Origin of the sequence: Caballeronia ptereochthonis (assembly GCF_001545075.1) — a bacterium.
Taxonomy (GTDB): Bacteria; Pseudomonadota; Gammaproteobacteria; order Burkholderiales; family Burkholderiaceae; genus Caballeronia; species Caballeronia ptereochthonis.
On the sequence record NZ_FCOB02000027.1, the window covers coordinates 54,720 to 72,289 of the forward strand.

The window sequence follows — 17,570 nt, forward strand, 5'->3', positions numbered from 1 at the left end:
GACCGGCATGGCGTTCGAGGCGAAGATCGTTCGCGGTCGCGGCGTCGATGTCGTCTTCGCGGCGCGCGCCGACTGGCTCGAGCGCGCACTGTCCGATGCGATCGCGCGCGGCTGCTCGGGCATCATCAGCTTCGGCACGGCGGGCGGACTCGCGCCGGATCTCGCGCCGGGCGCGCTGATCGTCGCGGAAAGCGTGTGCGGCCCGTTCGGCGAGCTTCGGACCGACGCGGCGTGGTCGGCGCGCATCGTCGATGCGTTCGCGGGCACGCCCGTCGCGCGTGTCACGCGGCGCGGCAAGATGGCCGGCGTCACCGCGCCGGTGAAGAGCGAAGCGGAAAAGCGCTCGCTGCATGGTTCGACGGGCGCGCTCGCCGTCGACATGGAATCGCATATCGCCGGAGCGATCGCGACCGCGCGCGGCTTGCCGTTCGCCGTGTGCCGGGCGGTCGTCGACCCGGCCTGGCGCACGCTGCCGCCCGCCGCCACCGCCGGTTTGCGCGACGACGGCACCACCGCCATCGGTCCAATCCTGCGAGAACTGCTGCACGAGCCCGCGCAACTGGGCGCACTTCTCAAGCTGGCTTCCGATGCCCGCGACGCCCGCGCGACCCTCGTACAGGCGCGGCACGCGCTCGAAACCGCGCGGGCGCTGGCATTCGACTGATCTTTCCTCTCGATCTTGCTTTTTGCGGGTTAACCCCTATCTCGATATAATCAGGGAAAACCCTAATCAAGTGCGCGGCTCGATCCGGTCGAAGCCACGCCGCGGCAGGAAAGGGAGGTATCAGATGAATTTTCATACTCGCAAATGGGTCAAGCCGGAAGACTTGAACCCGAACGGCACGTTATTCGGCGGCAGCCTGCTGCGCTGGATCGACGAGGAAGCCGCGATCTACGCCATTTCGCAGCTGGGCAACCAGCGCGTCGTGACCAAGTTCATGTCGGAGATCAACTTCGTGAGCTCGGCGCGCCAGGGCGACATCATCGAGCTGGGCATCACGGCGACGCATTTCGGCCGCACGTCGATCACGCTGCGCGCGGAAGTGCGCAACAAGATCACCCGCAAGAGCATCCTGACTGTCGAGAAGATGGTGTTCGTGAACCTGAACGAGCAGGGCGAGCCTGCGCCGCACGGCCGCACGCAGATCCTCTATGCCGATGAGCTGTTCGAGGCGTATCGCCGCGACCAGCGCGCGGTGGAAGCGCCCAAGATTTCAGGCGACGATCTGATCGAGGAAGAGGTCGAGGAAGCCGCGCACTAAAAGCGCAACGGGCGCTCAGGCGCCCGTTTGCTTTCGAAGGCTCACTTGCCCGCGGGCTGCGCCGCGGGATCTTCGTACTGCGGAAGGCCCTGCGCCTTGCTCGAGCTCGGCGAAGGCGCGCCCTTCGGTGCGTTCTCCTGTGGCGCGGGCGCCTTGCCGCCGACGCCGCCCGCCGGCGACGCCGCCGCGCCCGGATCCACGTAAGTCGGCAAGCCTTGCCCCGTGCTGCCGCCGCCGGTCGAGCCCGGCGCACTGGCTCCTTCCGGCGCGCTCGCGCCTTCGGGCGCCGATGCGCCCTCGTCGCCGTAATCGGGCAGTGAGGCGGCGCCTCCGCCCGTCAGCAGATACTGGCGGCGCTGCGTGTACGCATCGCGAACGAAGGCGTATTTGTCGAGCGCGGCTTGCGAGAGCAGGTCGGTCGCCCCGATCAGGTCCGCGCGCGCGCTCACGAAGTTCAACCCGTACAGCGGCCAGCGGATCTCGGCTTCGGAGTAGCTCAGCGGATTCACGCGCCAGTCGACGGCCCAGGTGGTCGCGTCACGGAACGAGCTCGGACCGAGCAGCGGCAGCACGAGATACGGCCCCGACGGCATGCCGTAGTGTCCGAGCGTGAGACCGAAGTCCTGATGGTGCTTCGGCAAGCCCGCGGGCGATGCGATATCGATCAGGCCGCCGATGCCGAACACCGAGTTCATCGCGATGCGCATCAGATCCTGCGTCGCGTCGGTGATCTTCAACTGCAGCAGGTTGTTCGCGAAGTTGGAGAAATCGCCGAGATTCGAGAAGAAGTTGCTGACGGCGGTGCGGAACGGGCTGGGCGTGTAATCGACGTAGAACTGCGCGACGGGCTTCGCGACGTAGGTGTCGAGCGTGTCGTTGAACGTGAAGATCTTGCGGTTCATCGGCTCGAGCGGGTCTTTCGGATTGCGGTCCGGACCGGTTGCGCAGCCTGTGGTCGCGAGCGCGCCCGCAATGGCCAAACTCAATCCCAATCTACGTACTGCGCGAGCGGTCAAAGCCGTCGATCCCGACTTCATTCTTCAATTCCTCTAAGGTTGTCATGTCGTCGCGCCGCGCGCAGCTTCGCCCGGTCCGCCGCGCGCACCTTGCGCGGTTTCCCCATCAGGACGGGCTGGAAGACCACGGCGCCGATCAGCGTGCAAAAGAGCGACAGCGCCAGCAGCCGTCCCATGCTGGACGTGCCCGGGTGATGCGAGAACCACAGGCTGCCGAACGCGGTCGCGGTCGTGGCCGCACTGAACATAACGGCATGGGTGAGGCTCGACTGTAGCAGCCGCGTCTGCCCGGAGCGCCACGCCATCACGAAATAGATCTTGAACGCCACGCCGACGCCCAGCATGAGCGGCAGCGCGATGATGTTCGCGAAGTTGAGCGGCATCCTGAAGACGACGCACAGCTCCAGGGTCACGATCGCGGAAACCAGCAACGGTACCAAAGTTCTCAGAACGTCGCCAAAACGGCGCAGCGCAATCCACAAGAGCACCGAGATCGCGATGAGCGAGTACAGCGCGGCCTGCTGGAACGCCTTGATGATCGTCTCGGCCGAATGGCGCACGGAGATCGGCCCGCCGATCGCGTCGGGCTCGGCCTTCTGCACGGCATCGGCGAAATGGGCGAGCAGCGTGTCGTCGCTGGGATCGACGCCGGGCGGCGTTTTCGGGGAAACGTCGACGAGCGCCTGACCCTTCGGCGTCACCCAGGTCTCGACCATCTGCGGCGGCAGCGTCGCGCGCGTGATCTCGGTCGGCGTGAGGAGCGCGCGCAGTTGCGCGAGCGCGAGGCGCAGCGGTTCGGCCATCGCGTGCTCGGCGCGGTCGCGCGTGGCGGCGTCGGCTTGGGCCAGCTTCGCGAGCGTTTGCGACAGATGCTTTGCTTCCTTCTCGCCCGGGCCGGGATGCTCGTCGGCGGCGAGCGAGAGCTGGCTCGACACGCGCTTCAGCGCCGCGACGCGCACGTCGTCCGTCACGGAGGACGCGGTCTGCTGATCGAGCGCGGGCAGCAGTTGAGCGGCGGCGGCCTTGATGAGCTCGAGCTTCTTCGGCTGATCGGCGGGGATGAGCGAGCTAAGCGTGGTCGCGCGTTCCACTTCCGGCAGCGCTTGCAGTTTCGCGGCGATCCGGTCCGCCTCCGCGAGCGACGGCGCGAGCACGGCGACGTCGTTTACCGCGCCCTCGGGCGAATCCTTGAGCGAGGCGAGCGTCATCATCGACTCGGTGTGCGGGTCCTTCAGATGCAGCGGATTGAAGTCGAAACGCAACTGAAAGAGCAGCGGCAGCGCGCCGATCACGACCGCGAGCGTGCCGATCAGCACCGGCTTGCGGTGCCGGTCGAGGAATTCATCGACGGGCGCCAGCACCGGAAAGCCCGGCGAATGCGCTTCGCCGGGCGGCGCGAACACCTTGATGAGCGCGGGCAGCAGCGTCATGTTGGTCACGTACGCGACGAACATGCCGACGCCCGCGATCAGCCCCAGCTCCGACACGCCGCGATACGCGGTAGGCAGGAACGAGAAGAAGCTCGCGGCGGTCGCGGTGGCGGCGAGCGTGAGCGGCACGGCGACATGGCGCGCGGTTTCCGCGAGCGATACGTCGAGCCGTTTGTGCTTGTAGCGCTCTTCGCGATACTTCACGCCGAACTGAATGCCGAAGTCCACGCCGAGGCCGACGAACAGCACCATGAACGCGACCGAGATCATGTTGAGCGCGTGGACCATCATGAGGCCGAGCGCGGCGGTGATCGCGAGCCCGACGAACAGCGTGATGAACACCGCGAAGATCATGCGCTTCGAGCGCAGCGCGACCCACAGGATCATCAGCACGACGAGGAACGTCAGCACGCCGTTGAGCACGGCGCCGTCCTGCACGGACGCGAACTCCTCGTCGGCGAGCGGCTGCGCGCCGGTCAGATGCAGCGTCGCGCCGTACTTCTTGTCGATGCCGATCTCCGCCGCCTTCGCGCGAATCTCCTCCGATGTGCCCGCCGCCGCCTTCAGCGCGTTGAAGTTCAGCTCCGGCAGCACGGTGACGAACGCGCGCCCGGGCGCATCGCTCGTCGACGAATCCGCCAGGCCGCGCCAGGAGAACGCGGCGGGCTGATTCGCCAGGACGCGGTCCAGCACGGTCGCGCTCTTGCCGAGCAGGCCGGCCATCTGGCCGAGATTGACCTGACCCGTCAGCAACGGCAGATTGAGCGTGGTGTTGAGCGTCTGCGCGAGACCGGTGAGCGTGGGGTCGTGCGCGAGCGTGTTGATGAGCGGGCGCGCGGAAACGAGCTGCTTCGTGATCTGCTCGACCTTGTCCGTCGGCAGGTAGACCAAGCCGTTGTGCTCGAAGAACGCGCCGCCCGCGGGCTGCGATACCGATTTGAAGCGGTCCGGCTCCTTCGCGAGCGCGGCGGCGAGATCGTTCGCGGCGGCAGCGGCGAACTCCTGCGCGGGCGCCTCGACGACGATCAGGAGCGTCGCGCCGCGCTGCGGAAACGCCTCGTCGATGGCGTTGCTGCGCGCGGCCCACTCGGGCTCGGCCTCGATCAGCTGGCTGACGTCCGTGCTGATCTTGAAGTGCTGGACGACATAAATCGTGCTCAGCACGCCAAGCAGCAGCGAAACGGCGATAATCCACGCCGGGCGGCGGATGGAGAGTGTGACGAAGCGGGTAATGTTGGACGTCAGCATGAAGACGCTACCTGGGGGTGTCCTGTTGTTCTTGCGCTTTCAACGAGCGCGAATTGCATGATGCCGGCCGCCGGGTTCCGAATCATTTTCATGACACGACACGGGTGTCGCGCAAGTATACCGGGCGCGCCGGAACACTCCGTGCTTGAACTGTTGCGGCGCTGCGGTGTCGGTATACTGACTTCGTCGCCATTCGGTCGCCCTCGCAACGCCTGAAGGCCGCAGAGCCCGCGCCACCAAACCTGATTAGAGAACGGGTGCCATGAAACACTATCTGTCTATTTGCTTTGCTTTCCTCCTTGCCTCGATGTCGTTCGCCGGCGAGGCGCTCGCACAAACGAGTCCCGATTCAGTCGTCAAGAGCGCCGTCGAGGGCACCGTCAACGCGATGAAGGCCGACCCGCAGGCGCGCGGCGGCGACATGGCGAAGATCACGCAGCTCGTCGAAACGCGCTTCCTGCCCGCCACCGACTTCCAGCGCACGACGCGCATCGCGGTCGGCAAGGCCTGGGCGAGCGCCACGCCCGACCAGCAGAAGCAGCTTTACGATCAGTTCCAGACGCTTCTGGTCCGCACGTATGCTGCGTCCCTCTCGCAATTGCGCGATCAGGACGTGAAGTTCCGCTTCGACGCGCCCAACGTCGACGCCAACACGAAGGACACGGTCGTCGAATCGCATGTCATTTCCACGGGCGGCGACAATCCCGTGCGCTATCGCCTGCAAAAGACGCCGCAGGGCTGGAAGATCTACGACATCGACATGATGGGCGCTTGGCTCATCCAGGTCTATCAGCAACAGTTCGCCGGCCAGCTGCAAAAGGGCGGCGTCGACGGTCTCATCAAGTTCCTCTCCGAGCACAACGCCCGTTCCGCGGGCTGACGCGCTCGCGTCCTTCCGGCCGGCCGGGCGTCACTTTCGGCGGTGCTCCACCGCGAACTTGATCAGCTCGGCCTGGCCATCGATATCCAGTTTGCGCTTCAAATTCAGCCGATGCGTTTCCACCGTGCGCACGGAAAGCCGGTGTTGCTGCGCGATCTGCTTGCTGGACAAGCCTTCCGCCAGCGCGTCGAGGATGTCGAGCTCGCGCGGCGTCAGGCGCTCGAGCGGCGTCTGCATCGAACGTGCCTGGATCATGCGGGCCGCGACGCCCGCGCTGAAGAAGGTCTTGCCGGCGAGCACCGCGTCGATCGCCTGGATGATCTCGGCGGACGGCGAGTCCTTCAGCACATAGCCGCTCGCGCCCGCGCGCACGGCCTGCGTCACGTATTCGACGTTGTCGTGCATTGACAACATCAGCACGCGGATGCCCGGAAAGCGCTCGTGAAAGCGCGCCGCCAGCTCGATGCCGCTCATGCCCGCCATGCCCACGTCCATCAGCACGAGATCGGGCGGGTTCGACTCGTCGGCGGCGAGCGCGAGCGCTTCGCCGGCGTTGCCCGCTTCGCCGATCACGCGCAGATGCGGCACCGAGTCGAGGCGCGCGTGCAGGCCGTCGCGCACGAGCGGGTGATCGTCCACGAGAATGATGCGTGCGGGTTCAGCGCTCATCGGTGTGTCCTTGCAGATTGGGCGCCGCGAGTGGCAACGGCACGGTCGCGGCGATGACCGTGCGGCCGAGTTGCGAACTGATCGCCAGCGTGCCGCCGAGCGTGTCGAGCCGCTCGCGCATGTTGCGCAGGCCGACGCCGCTCGCCGGATCGGAGAACGCATTGTGCGCGTCGAAGCCGCGGCCGTTATCGGAGATCTCGAGCGTGACGGCGTGCGTCGCGATGTCGAGCGTCAGCGCCGCGCGCGACGCGTGCGCGTGGCGCGCGATGTTGGTCAGCGCTTCCTGCGCGATGCGAAAGAGCACGGTGTTGACCGGGTCGGGAAGTGTCGTGCGTTGCGCCGCACAAGGCTTGCCGTCCGACATCGATCCGAAGCGCACCTCGACGCCGCCCTGACCGTCGAACTCGCGCGCGAGCTGCTCCAGCGCGGCGGCGAGACCGAGATCGTCGAGCATCGCGGGGCGCAGCGCGTGCGAGATGCGGCGCACTTCGCGCAGCGTGCCGGAGAGCCGTCCGAGGCTCGTCGCGAGCGCGGCCTCCGCGGTCGGCTCGCGCGCCGCGCCGCGCTCGAAACGCGCGAGCGCCGATTCGAGCAGCAGCTTCACGGAGACGAGCATCTGGCTGATGCCGTCGTGCAGTTCGCGCGACAGGCGCGCGCGCTCCTGCTCCTGCGATTCCACCACTTGCCGCGCGAGGCGCTTGAGCTTCGCGTCCGCGCTCCGGTGCTCGCTGATGTTGAGCACCGCGCCGCACAGCGCGATGACCCCGAGCGCGGCGAGCGCGATCGCGCCGATCCACATCAGCGTGTGCGCGATGTTCGCGGCGGCCTGCGCATCGATGCGCGCGAGCGTCGTTTCGACATCCTCCAGATAGATGCCCGTGCCCATCATCCAGCCCCAGCGCTCGAGCGGCACGACATAGCCGAGCTTCGGCGCGAGCATGCCGGTGGACGGCCGCCGCCACACGTAACGCACGTAGCCGCCACCGCGCGAAGCCTGCTCGATGAGCTCCTGGATGGTCAACGCGCCTTTCGGATCGCGCATCAGCCACAGATCGCGCCCGACGAGATCGGGCTGGCGCGGATGCATCAGCGACGTGCCGTGCATCGTGTAGACGAAGAAGTAGCCGTCCTGGCCGAAATCGAGCCGCTGCAGCGCGTCGAGCGCGAGCCGGCGGCGTTCGTCGTCGCTTCTCGGATCGTTCGCGGGCGCGTCGTAGTACGGCGCGATCGCGCTTTTCGCGAGCTCGACGTAATGTCGCAGCTCGATCTCCTTGCTCGACATGTACGCGGCCTGCGTGGTTGCATGCTGCGCCTGCGCGAGCGATTCCGCCTGCTGGCGCACGCCGTACGTGATGCCGCCGATCGCCAGCGCGAACGGCACGATCGCCAGCAGAAAGATTTTTGCCTTGAGATTCATCGGCTCGTGATGCGTTTCTTGCTACGTGATTCTACGTAGGTCGGGTACGTAGTTGTGCGCTTGTAAGGCTTTGGGCGAAGGCGAATACTACCGCCCAATGCGTCGCTGCGGCGCATGGATCGACACCAAGGGCTTACCCCAAGGGCCAAATAAAAGGAGACACCATGAATCGGGCTTCCGGATTCCTGGTCTGGATCGCGCTCGCGCTGCTGGGCGCGTTCGCATTCGGCACCATCGCACTCGCGCACGGCGAGCGTATCAGCGCACTGTGGATCGTCATCGCGGCGGTCTGCGTCTATCTCATCGCTTACCGCTTCTATTCGCGCTTCATCGCGGGCAAGGTGCTGCAACTCGACGGCCTGCGCATGACGCCGGCCGTGCGTCACAACGACGGCCTCGACTACGTGCCGACCAACAAGTACGTGCTGTTCGGCCACCACTTCGCGGCCATCGCGGGCGCAGGTCCGCTCGTCGGTCCGGTGCTCGCCGCGCAGATGGGCTACACGCCCGGCATGCTGTGGATTCTCGCGGGCGTCGTGTTCGCGGGCGCGGTGCAGGACTTCGTCGTGCTGTTCATCTCGACGCGCCGCGACGGCCGTTCGCTGGGCGATCTCATCAAGATGGAACTGGGCACCGTGCCCGGCGTGATCGCGCTGTTCGGCGCGTTCCTCATCATGGTGATCATTCTCGCGGTGCTCGCGCTGATCGTCGTGAAGGCGCTGACGAATTCGCCGTGGGGCACGTTCACCGTGGCCGCGACGATTCCGATCGCGCTCTTCATGGGCATCTACACGCGCTACATCCGGCCGGGGCGCATCGGCGAGGTGTCGATCATCGGCTTTGTCCTGCTGATGCTCGCCATTACGTACGGCGGCCAGGTCGCCGAATCGGCGACGCTCGCACCCCTGTTCACATTCACCGGCACGCAGCTGGTGTGGATCCTGATCGGCTACGGCTTCGTCGCATCGGTGCTGCCGGTGTGGCTGCTGCTCGCGCCGCGCGATTATCTGTCGACCTTCCTCAAGATCGGCACGATTCTCGGCCTCGCAATCGGCATTCTGATCGTCGCGCCCGAACTCAAGATGCCGGCCTTCACGAAGTTCGTCGATGGCTCGGGTCCGGTGTGGTCGGGCAACCTGTTCCCGTTCCTCTTCATCACGATCGCGTGCGGCGCGGTGTCGGGCTTCCACGCGCTGATCTCGTCGGGCACGACGCCCAAGATGATCGACAACGAAGTGAACATGCGCTTCATCGGCTATGGCGCGATGCTGATGGAATCGTTCGTCGCGATCATGGCGCTGGTCGCCGCGTGCGTGATCGAGCCGGGCGTGTACTTCGCGATGAACAGCCCGGCCGCGCTGCTCGGCACGACGCCGGCAGCGGTCGCGCAGACGGTGTCGAGCTGGGGCTTTGCGCTGACGCCGGACATGCTCACCGCGACGGCGAAGGCCGTGGGCGAAACGACCATCGTTGCGCGTGCCGGCGGCGCGCCGACGCTCGCGGTCGGCATGGCGCAGATTCTTCACCAGGTGATCGGCGGCCCGGCGATGATGGCCTTCTGGTACCACTTCGCGATTCTGTTCGAGGCGCTCTTCATCCTGACCGCCGTCGATGCAGGCACGCGCGCCGGCCGCTTCATGCTGCAGGACTTGCTCGGCACGTTCCATCCGGCGCTGCGCCGCACGGAATCGCTGCCTGCGAATCTGGTTGCGACGGGGCTTTGCGTCGCCGCATGGGGCTACTTCCTGTATCAGGGCGTAGTCGATCCGTTCGGCGGCATCAACACGCTGTGGCCGCTCTTCGGCATCTCGAACCAGATGCTCGCGGGCATTGCGCTGATCCTCGGCACCGTCGTGCTCTTCAAGATGAAGCGCGAGCGCTATGCGTGGGTCACGCTCGTGCCGACCGCGTGGCTGCTCATCTGCACGCTGACGGCCGGCTGGCAGAAGATCTTCGACGCGAATCCGAAGGTGGGCTTCCTCGCGCACGCGGGCAAGCTGCGCGAGGCCTATGACGCGGGCAAGGTCATGGCGCCGGCGAAGTCCCTGCCGGAGATGCAGCGCATCATCTTCAATGATTACGTCGATGCGGCGCTTGCAGGGCTCTTCATCTTCGTGGTTGTGAGCATTGCGGCGTATGGCGTGCTGTCGGTGTTGCGCGCACGTCGCGAAGCGAAGCCGACCGTGCGCGAGACGCCTTTCGAGGCCATGCCCGCGGGTGCCGGCACGGCTGTGCGCTCGGGTCACTGATCGCAGCGGCGATAAATGGAGGCTGCGATGTTCAGCGATCTTCGACAAGCGGGACGGTATCTCGGCCAGGCGATGCGCCTGATGGTCGGGATGCCCGACTACGATGCGTACGTCACGCACATGCAGGCGACGCACCCGGACAAGCCCGTGATGAGCTACGCGGAGTTCTTCCGCGAGCGGCAGGAGGCGAGGTACGGGTCGGGGGCGGGGAAGTGCTGCTGATTCGATGCTGTTTGGCGGCAATCGATGAGAACGCGACGGTGACGAGCCGTCGCGTTTTTTGGTTTGAGCGAAGAATAGCCGGATAACAAAAAGGGCGGATGACCCCAAGCCATCCGCCCTTCGCGCTTCTACAGACTCAACCGCAATTCAATGCGCCGCCGCGGTCTGCTTCGCGCCCTTGTTCTTCTGCATGCGCCCGATCTCTTCCAGCTTGATCTCGACATGCTTCGAGAACACGTACTCGGCCGGGCGCTGACTGTCGATGGGCAGGTCCTTCGCGAAAGCGCCGTGCGTGCGCGGGCCCGAAAGCGCGATCTTCGCGGCCTTGAGCGGATGCGCCACCGTGTCCATCACGGCGGTCGCCTCGAAGCCGCAGTGGACCATGCAGTCCGCGCACTTCTCGTACTTGCCCGTGCCGTACTTGTCCCACTCGGTCGTTTCCATCAGTTCCTTGAAGGTCTTCACGTAACCTTCGCCGAGCAGATAGCACGGCTTTTGCCAGCCGAACACCGTGCGCGCCGGGTTGCCCCACGGCGTGCACTGATACGTCTGGTTGCCCGCGAGGAAGTCGAGGAACAGCGTCGACTGGCTGAACGACCAGTTCTTGCCGTTGTTGCCGCGCTTGAAGATTTCGCGGAACAGGTTCTTGGTCTTGTCGCGGTTCAGGAAGTGCTGCTGATCCGGCGCGCGCTCGTACGCGTAGCCCGGCGAAACCGTGATGCCGTCCACGCCCAGCGGACGCAGCGTGTCGAAGAACTTGGCGACGCGGTCCGGATCGGCATCGTTGAACAGCGTGCAGTTGATGTTCACGCGGAAGCCACGGCGCTTCGCTTCGCGGATCGCCTTCGTCGCCTTCTCGTACACGCCTTCCTGCGAGACCGAATGGTCGTGCATGTCCTTGTCGCCGTCGAGGTGAACGGACCAGACGAAGTACGGGCTCGGCTGGTAGTCGTCCATCTTCTTTTCCATCAGGAGCGCGTTCGTGCAGAGATACACGAACTTCTTGCGCTGGATGATGCCCTTCACGATCTGCGGCATTTCCTTGTGCAGGAGCGGCTCGCCGCCCGCGATCGATACGACCGGCGCGCCGCATTCGTCGACGGCGCCGAGACACTCTTCGAGCGACAGCCGCTGGTTCAGGATCGGATCCGGATAGTCGATCTTGCCGCAGCCGTTACACGCGAGGTTGCAGCGGAACAGCGGTTCGAGCATCAGCGCGAGCGGGTAGCGCTTGTTGCGCGTCAGGTGCTGTTTGAAGATGTAGGCGCCAACGCGGGCCTTCTGAAGCATCGGGATAGACAATTGTCTGATCTCCTTATTCTTCGCGAATCGCCGTGGCCGCAATGGCGGCGAGCGGCTGCATGAGCTTCGCGGGGAGTTTGAATTCGACCTTTTCCTCGCGGCCGTCCATCGTCGTGACTTCGACGTGGCCGAACGCGCGCAGGGCATCGATCACATGTTTGACCATTTCCTCGGGCGCCGAGGCGCCCGCCGTGATGCCGACCGTCTGCACACCGGCAAACCATTCCGGCTTGATCTCCGAACCGTCCGCGACAAGGTAGCTCGGTACGCCGCTCTCGGCGCCGATTTCCCGCAGGCGGTTCGAATTGGAACTGTTGGTGGCGCCGACCACGAGCAGCACGTCCACCTGGCCCGACAGCTCGCGCACGGCGGCCTGGCGATTCTGCGTCGCGTAGCAGATGTCGCGCGTGTCCGGGCCGACGATATCCGTGAAGCGGCGCTGCAGGGCGTCGATGATGCCGCGCGTGTCGTCGACGGAAAGCGTCGTCTGCGTGACGTACGCCGCGGGCGTGTCGGCTGGGAGCGTCAGCTTCTCGACTTCGGCTTCGCTCTGCACGAGCACGACCTTGCCGGGAATCTGCCCGATCGTGCCTTCGACTTCGGGATGCCCCGCGTGCCCGATCAGGATGAGCGTACGCCCCTGCGACACGTACTGCCGGCCCTGCACGTGAACCTTGGTGACGAGCGGGCAGGTGGCGTCGAGCACGTCCAGGCCGCGCGCCTGCGCGTCCTTCTCGACGCTTTGCGCGACGCCGTGCGCGCTGAAGATCGCGACCGCGCCGTGCGGCACTTCATCGAGCTCTTCGACGAAACGTGCGCCCTTGCTGCGCAGGTTATCGACGACATGACGGTTATGAACGATCTCGTGACGCACATAAACCGGTGCGCCATGCCGTTCGAGGGCCCGATCGACGATTTCGATCGCACGGACCACGCCCGCACAAAAGCCGCGGGGTTGAGCAAGGATAATACGCATATTCGAACGAACTCCGACTGACGCGGGTTTCGGGTTAGCCGGCGCGAAGCTCGCGCTTTCCGGGTTCGGCCCGAACGACGCTTGAACGTCGAAAGAGGCCGGGAAAGCAGACCGGAAAAAAAGACACGGTGGATTCGGTCTGCGCGCCGAAGTTGACCGCGTATTCTAACGCGTTCCCTTTTTGGGTGCTTAATGCCTGCGCCGCAGCGCGGAACGCCGCGATGCACGCGAATACGGCGATTTGCAGAACCCAGTAAACTGTTGAATGCTGCGGGCCGCGCGCCCGCGAGGCTCCCGCAGCGCGCCGTGCCGAACGGCTTGCCGGGCCGGTCCATCGCGGTGCCCGGTTTTTGTATTTTTTGCGCAACGCCTGGCCGCCGCAGGGCGCCGGATATCGCGTGGCCCGGCTCCATCGCGCGTCTGGAATTTTGCGGGCCGGATCCGACATCGTTCGCGTGTCTTCCGGCTCGCGCGGTTTTTTACAAGCTAATCGTTTATTTCATGCTACTGATCGCCTGGCTGTCTTTCTTGATCTGGATCGTGCTGCTTTTCGCGCGCGGAGGCTTCTGGCGGGCCGAGCCCGCGCCGGCGCTTTCCGACACGACGATCCACGCCGTCGGCAACGCGGAGATCGCGCGGCGCGGCGCCTGGCCCGCGCTCGTGACCGTGGTGCCGGCGCGCAACGAAGCCGACGTCATCGGCCGCGCCGTCGGCTCCCTGCTCAAGCAGGATTACGCGGGCGCGTTCCATGTGATCGTCGTCGACGACCACAGCACCGACGGCACCGCCAGCGTCGCGCTCGCCGCCGCCCGCGATCTCGGTCTCGAAGACCGCCTCACGGTGTTGACCGCGGAGCCGCTGCCGCCGGGCTGGTCGGGCAAGGTGTGGGCGCAGTCGCAGGGCATCGGGGCGATCGATTCGCTCGGTCTGCCCGCCGAGTATCTGCTGCTCACCGACGCGGACATCTACCATCCGGCCGATGCCGCGACGCAGCTCGTGGCACGCACGATCCTCGAGGACCGCGACCTGGTTTCGCTGATGGTGCGTCTGCGCTGCGATTCGCTCTGGGAAAAGGCGCTGATTCCCGCCTTCGTATTCTTCTTCGCCAAGCTGTATCCGTTCGCCTGGGTGAACGACGTGAAGAAACCGACCGCGGGCGCCGCCGGCGGCTGCATGCTCGTGCGCCGCTCGGCGCTCGTGGAGGCGGGCGGGATCGAATCGATCCGTCAGGAACTGATCGACGATTGCAGTCTCGCCGCGCGCATCAAGCATCGCACGGGCCGCAACGGCGCGCGGCCGATTCGCCTCGACCTCGCCGAGCGCAGCGAATCGCTGCGTCCGTACGACAGCTGGCGGGACATCTGGAACATGATCGCGCGCACGGCCTTCACGCAGCTGCGCTACTCGCCGCTGCTGCTCATCGGGACCGTGCTCGGCATGGTGATGATCTATCTCGTGCCGCCGGTTCTCGCCCTGACGATGGGCGCGCGCGCCTGGCCCGCGTGCGCGGCGTGGGCGTTCATGTGCATCGCCTACGGGCCGATGCTGCGCCATTACCGCAGATCGCTTCTGTGGGCGCCGCTCCTGCCGCTCGTCGCGTTGTTCTATGTCAGCGCCACGATCGGCTCCGCCGTGCGTTACTGGAGCGGGAAGGGCGGACAGTGGAAGGCGCGGGTGCAGGCCCCGACGCAGGAAGGCTCCTGAGCGGCTGAGCGGCTTCCGGAACGAGGCCGTCTTATTTCTTCGTCAGCATGGCATACAGCTCGATGACCATGTTCGGCGAGAACGTGAACGGCACCCAGCCATGCCCGCCGTGACGCAGGACCAGAAGCCGGTCGCCGTTGGGATATTTCTGCGTCGCCATGATCGGGTTCCTGGTTGCCGCGAAGCGCCAGCCCGGCGCGATGCCGCCCGGCTGCTCGACCGACATCGACGCGCGCACATTCGACAATTCCTCGATGAGCTCCGAGACGCCTTCCGGGCTCAGCTTCACCGACTTGCCCGCGATCGTCATTTCGATCGCATCGCGGTCTGGCCGCGAGACGACGAGCGTGGGCGGCTCGTTCAGCGTGGGCGTCGGGTCCAGCGCGGGCGGCTCGATGGGCGCGGCATCATCGGACGAAGCCGCGGCGGACGAAGCGGGCGTATCGACGGACGCATCGTGCGTCTGCCCGGAGGCGGCGGACCTCGGCGATTCAGCAGACGATCGGGCAGATGCGGCAGCGGTCTGAAGGAGCGCGTCGAGGCTCGACTCCAGCGCGCCGAGCTGGTCATTTAGATTCATGCGAATGTGTCTGTGTCTTGCGAGCTTGCGGCGAGGCAACGATTCTACCTGCTCACCTTTGGCGAGGTCGGCACAGGTTGTAACCAATTGCACCGAACGTGCGGATTACACGACAGTTTTCCGCCGCCCAAAAAACAAAACCGGCACCCCGAAGGGATGCCGGTTCATCGCGGCGCACCTGACGATGCGCCCGTCCAGCCTTACTTCGCGCTTGCCTGGGCTTCCGCCAGCGCGGCGTTGAGCGTCTTGCTCGGACGCATCACGGCTTCGAGCTTCTTCTCGTCCGGCTTGTAGTAGCCGCCGATGTCCGCTTCCTTGCCCTGCACGGCCCCGAGTTCCTCGACGATCTTCTGCTCGTTCTCGGCGAGCGTCTTCGCGAGCGGCGCGAAGCGTTCGGCGAGTTCGCGGTCTTCCGATTGCGAAGCGAGTTCCTGTGCCCAGTACATCGCGAGATAGAACTGGCTGCCGCGGTTATCGAGCTGGCCGGTCTTCGGCGACGGGCTCTTGTTGTTGTCGAGCAGCTTGCCGGTGGCGGCATCGAGCGCCTTCGCGACGAGCTTCGCACGCGCGTTGTCGTTCTTGATGCCGAGCTCTTCCAGCGACACCGCCAGCGCCAGGAACTCGCCGAGCGAGTCCCAGCGCAGGTGGTTTTCCTGCACCAGCTGCTGCACGTGCTTCGGCGCCGAGCCGCCCGCGCCGGTTTCGTACAGGCCGCCGCCCGCCATCAGCGGAACGATCGACAGCATCTTCGCGCTCGTGCCGAGCTCCATGATCGGGAACAGGTCGGTCAGGTAGTCGCGCAGGATGTTGCCGGTGGCGGAGATCGTGTCCATGCCGCGGATCACGCGCTCGAGCGTGTAACGCATTGCGCGCACCTGCGACATGATGTGGATGTCGAGGCCCGTCAGGTCGTAATCCTTCAGATACGTCTCGACCTTCTTGATGAGTTCGTTCTCGTGCGGACGATATGGGTCGAGCCAGAACACCGCCGGCATGCCCGAGTTCTTCACGCGCGTGACGGTGAGCTTGACCCAGTCGCGGATCGGCGCGTCCTTCACGAGGCACATGCGCCAGATGTCGCCCTTCTCGACTTCCTGCGTGAGCGCGTCGAGAACTTCGTTGGTCGCGTTGTCGACGATGCGCGCCGTGCCGTCTTCCGGAATCTCGAAGGTCTTGTCGTGCGAGCCGTACTCTTCGGCCTTCTGCGCCATCAGGCCGACGTTCGGCACCGTGCCCATCGTCTTCGGATCGAACGCGCCGTTGGTCTTGCAGAAGTTGATGATTTCCTGATAGATGCGCGCGAACGTGCTTTCCGGGATCAGGCACTTGGTGTCCTGCGGACGGCCGTCGGCGCCCCACATCTTGCCGCCGGCGCGGATCATCGCGGGCATGGAAGCGTCGACGATCACGTCGTTCGGCGCGTGCAGGTTCGAAATGCCCTTGGCGGAGTCGACCATCGCGAGCGCCGGGCGGTGCTCGTGGCACGCGTGCATGTCGCGGATGACTTCATCGCGCTGCGATTCCGGCAGCGTGTCGATCTTGGTGTACAGGTCGGCGAGACCGTTGTTCACGTTGACGCCGAGCTCTTCGAAGAGCTTCGCGTGCTTGGCGAACGCGTCCTTGTAGAACACCTTCACGGCGTGGCCGAAGACGATCGGGTGCGAGACCTTCATCATGGTCGCCTTCACGTGCAGCGACAGCATGACGCCGGTCTTGCGCGCGTCTTCCATCTGGTCCTCGTAGAACTCGACCAGCGCCTTCTTGCTCATGAACATGCTGTCGACGATCTCGCCGTCCTGCAGCTTGACCTTCGGCTTCAGCACGATGGTGTCGCCGCGCTTCGTGACGAGCTCCATGCGGACTTCGCGGGCTTTATCGTTCGTGATCGACTTTTCGCCGTGATAGAAGTCGCCGTGCTTCATGTGCGCGACGTGCGTGCGCGAGGCCATGCTCCACTCGCCCATGCTGTGCGGGTGCTTCCTCGCGTAGTTCTTGACGGCGAGCGGCGCGCGGCGGTCGGAGTTGCCTTCGCGCAGCACCGGGTTCACGGCCGAGCCGAGGCACTTCGAGTAGCGCTGACGGATGGCTTTTTCTTCTTCCGTCTTCGGCTCTTCGGGATAGTCGGGCACCTTGTAGCCCTTGCCCTGCAATTCCTTGATCGCGGCGATGAGCTGCGGCACCGATGCGCTGATGTTCGGCAGCTTGATGATGTTGGTGTCGGGGAGCTGGGTGAGGCGGCCGAGTTCGGCCAGGTTGTCCGGAACGCGTTGCTCCTCGGTCAGGAATTCGGGGAATTCGCCGAGGATACGGCTGGCGACGGAAATGTCGCTCGTCTCGACGTTGACGCCCGCCGGCGCGGTGAAGGTACGGATGATCGGCAGAAAGGCGCTGGTCGCGAGCAGCGGAGCTTCGTCGGTCAGGGTGTAGATGATGGTGGGTTGCTGATTACTCATCGCTTGTCTCGACATCCGAAAACAGGTTGGAAAAAACCGCCGGCCTCAATCGCCCTTCCGGCAACAAACCGCTATTCTGCCTGAATTTACGTCGCTCGCGTGTGAAAGAAGCCTTGCGCGGGCAGCCAAAATCGGCATTTGTTCTGCTATATCAAAGACTTA

At 65.3% G+C, this 17,570-nt stretch carries 15 protein-coding genes; 6 read left to right on the forward strand and 9 right to left on the reverse strand.

What is annotated here, in order from left to right; all coding sequences use genetic code 11:
- The first annotated feature begins 7 nt into the window (after positions 1-7).
- Complete coding sequence (locus AWB83_RS25760; protein ID WP_244197888.1) at positions 8-664, forward strand: phosphorylase; 657 nt, start codon at positions 8-10, stop codon at positions 662-664.
- A 124-nt stretch (positions 665-788) separates the two neighbouring features.
- Positions 789-1,262: an acyl-CoA thioesterase gene (locus tag AWB83_RS25765; RefSeq protein WP_087048452.1), complete on the forward strand. Its 474-nt coding sequence runs from the start codon at positions 789-791 to the stop codon at positions 1,260-1,262.
- A gap of 41 nt (positions 1,263-1,303) precedes the next feature.
- Here AWB83_RS25765 and AWB83_RS25770 read toward each other — a convergent pair whose 3' ends face one another.
- Both AWB83_RS25770 and hpnN read right to left on the reverse strand, forming a co-directional pair.
- Complete coding sequence (locus AWB83_RS25770) at positions 1,304-2,299, reverse strand: MlaA family lipoprotein (protein ID WP_087048453.1); 996 nt, start codon at positions 2,297-2,299, stop codon at positions 1,304-1,306.
- The gene (hpnN, locus tag AWB83_RS25775; protein WP_087048454.1) at positions 2,296-4,956 is read right to left on the reverse strand and encodes a hopanoid transporter HpnN; all 2,661 of its coding nucleotides are present in this window, start codon (positions 4,954-4,956) and stop codon (positions 2,296-2,298) included. The genes AWB83_RS25770 and hpnN overlap by 4 nt, the downstream gene beginning before the upstream one ends.
- A 262-nt stretch (positions 4,957-5,218) precedes the next feature.
- On the opposite strand from hpnN, the gene AWB83_RS25780 reads away from it, so the two are divergent.
- Positions 5,219-5,836: an MlaC/ttg2D family ABC transporter substrate-binding protein gene (locus tag AWB83_RS25780; RefSeq protein ID WP_087048455.1), complete on the forward strand. Its 618-nt coding sequence runs from the start codon at positions 5,219-5,221 to the stop codon at positions 5,834-5,836.
- Positions 5,837-5,866: 30 nt separating this feature from the next.
- Here the strand turns inward: AWB83_RS25780 and AWB83_RS25785 are convergent, their stop codons facing one another.
- Together AWB83_RS25785 and AWB83_RS25790 are read right to left on the reverse strand one after the other, a co-directional pair.
- Positions 5,867-6,505: a response regulator gene (locus tag AWB83_RS25785; RefSeq protein WP_087048456.1), complete on the reverse strand. Its 639-nt coding sequence runs from the start codon at positions 6,503-6,505 to the stop codon at positions 5,867-5,869.
- Positions 6,495-7,922, reverse strand: coding sequence for a cache domain-containing protein (locus AWB83_RS25790; RefSeq protein ID WP_087048457.1), 1,428 nt, complete (start codon positions 7,920-7,922; stop codon positions 6,495-6,497). The genes AWB83_RS25785 and AWB83_RS25790 overlap by 11 nt, the downstream gene beginning before the upstream one ends.
- Before the next feature lie 164 nt (positions 7,923-8,086).
- On the opposite strand from AWB83_RS25790, the gene AWB83_RS25795 reads away from it, so the two are divergent.
- Positions 8,087-10,171 carry a carbon starvation CstA family protein gene (locus tag AWB83_RS25795; protein WP_087048458.1) on the forward strand — a complete coding sequence of 695 codons (2,085 nt, stop codon included), beginning with the start codon at positions 8,087-8,089 and terminating at the stop codon, positions 10,169-10,171.
- 27 nt (positions 10,172-10,198) lie between these two features.
- Complete coding sequence (locus tag AWB83_RS25800) at positions 10,199-10,393, forward strand: YbdD/YjiX family protein (protein WP_087048496.1); 195 nt, start codon at positions 10,199-10,201, stop codon at positions 10,391-10,393.
- Positions 10,394-10,540: 147 nt separating this feature from the next.
- On the opposite strand, the gene hpnH is transcribed toward AWB83_RS25800, so the two are convergent.
- The 3 genes from hpnH to AWB83_RS36860 are packed head-to-tail and all read right to left on the reverse strand — an operon-like array spanning position 10,541 to position 13,119.
- On the reverse strand, positions 10,541-11,695 hold the full coding sequence (gene hpnH / locus AWB83_RS25805; protein WP_087048459.1) for an adenosyl-hopene transferase HpnH: 1,155 nt from the start codon (positions 11,693-11,695) through the stop codon (positions 10,541-10,543).
- Positions 11,696-11,708: 13 nt separating this feature from the next.
- Positions 11,709-12,671: a 4-hydroxy-3-methylbut-2-enyl diphosphate reductase gene (gene ispH, locus AWB83_RS25810; RefSeq protein WP_087048460.1), complete on the reverse strand. Its 963-nt coding sequence runs from the start codon at positions 12,669-12,671 to the stop codon at positions 11,709-11,711.
- A gap of 34 nt (positions 12,672-12,705) precedes the next feature.
- The gene (locus AWB83_RS36860; protein ID WP_167389163.1) at positions 12,706-13,119 is read right to left on the reverse strand and encodes a hypothetical protein; all 414 of its coding nucleotides are present in this window, start codon (positions 13,117-13,119) and stop codon (positions 12,706-12,708) included.
- Positions 13,120-13,172: 53 nt separating this feature from the next.
- Here AWB83_RS36860 and AWB83_RS25815 point away from each other — a divergent pair, with 53 nt between their 5' ends.
- A complete protein-coding gene (locus tag AWB83_RS25815) occupies positions 13,173-14,375 on the forward strand; it encodes a glycosyltransferase (protein ID WP_208636806.1) in 1,203 nt (400 codons plus the stop codon).
- A 31-nt stretch (positions 14,376-14,406) separates the two neighbouring features.
- Here the strand turns inward: AWB83_RS25815 and AWB83_RS25820 are convergent, their stop codons facing one another.
- The gene (locus tag AWB83_RS25820) at positions 14,407-14,955 is read right to left on the reverse strand and encodes a hypothetical protein (RefSeq protein ID WP_087048461.1); all 549 of its coding nucleotides are present in this window, start codon (positions 14,953-14,955) and stop codon (positions 14,407-14,409) included.
- Positions 14,956-15,155: 200 nt separating this feature from the next.
- Positions 15,156-17,408, reverse strand: a complete 2,253-nt coding sequence (locus tag AWB83_RS25825) for an NADP-dependent isocitrate dehydrogenase (protein ID WP_087048462.1) — start codon at positions 17,406-17,408, stop codon at positions 15,156-15,158.
- Positions 17,409-17,570 lie beyond the last annotated feature (162 nt).

What these genes read in the sequence shown, in the direction of transcription:
- AWB83_RS25800 (WP_087048496.1), top strand. Translation starts at nt 10,199, where the DNA reads ATGTTCAGCGATCTTCGACAAGCGGGACGGTATCTCGGCCAGGCGATG.
- AWB83_RS36860 (WP_167389163.1), bottom strand. Translation starts at nt 13,119, where the DNA reads ATGTCGGATCCGGCCCGCAAAATTCCAGACGCGCGATGGAGCCGGGCC.
- AWB83_RS25825 (WP_087048462.1), bottom strand. Translation starts at nt 17,408, where the DNA reads ATGAGTAATCAGCAACCCACCATCATCTACACCCTGACCGACGAAGCT.
- ispH (WP_087048460.1), bottom strand. Translation starts at nt 12,671, where the DNA reads ATGCGTATTATCCTTGCTCAACCCCGCGGCTTTTGTGCGGGCGTGGTC.
- AWB83_RS25795 (WP_087048458.1), top strand. Translation starts at nt 8,087, where the DNA reads ATGAATCGGGCTTCCGGATTCCTGGTCTGGATCGCGCTCGCGCTGCTG.
- AWB83_RS25760 (WP_244197888.1), top strand. Translation starts at nt 8, where the DNA reads ATGGCGTTCGAGGCGAAGATCGTTCGCGGTCGCGGCGTCGATGTCGTC.
- AWB83_RS25820 (WP_087048461.1), bottom strand. Translation starts at nt 14,955, where the DNA reads ATGAATCTAAATGACCAGCTCGGCGCGCTGGAGTCGAGCCTCGACGCG.
- hpnN (WP_087048454.1), bottom strand. Translation starts at nt 4,956, where the DNA reads ATGCTGACGTCCAACATTACCCGCTTCGTCACACTCTCCATCCGCCGC.
- AWB83_RS25780 (WP_087048455.1), top strand. Translation starts at nt 5,219, where the DNA reads ATGAAACACTATCTGTCTATTTGCTTTGCTTTCCTCCTTGCCTCGATG.
- AWB83_RS25790 (WP_087048457.1), bottom strand. Translation starts at nt 7,922, where the DNA reads ATGAATCTCAAGGCAAAAATCTTTCTGCTGGCGATCGTGCCGTTCGCG.
- AWB83_RS25765 (WP_087048452.1), top strand. Translation starts at nt 789, where the DNA reads ATGAATTTTCATACTCGCAAATGGGTCAAGCCGGAAGACTTGAACCCG.
- AWB83_RS25770 (WP_087048453.1), bottom strand. Translation starts at nt 2,299, where the DNA reads ATGAAGTCGGGATCGACGGCTTTGACCGCTCGCGCAGTACGTAGATTG.
- AWB83_RS25815 (WP_208636806.1), top strand. Translation starts at nt 13,173, where the DNA reads ATGCTACTGATCGCCTGGCTGTCTTTCTTGATCTGGATCGTGCTGCTT.
- AWB83_RS25785 (WP_087048456.1), bottom strand. Translation starts at nt 6,505, where the DNA reads ATGAGCGCTGAACCCGCACGCATCATTCTCGTGGACGATCACCCGCTC.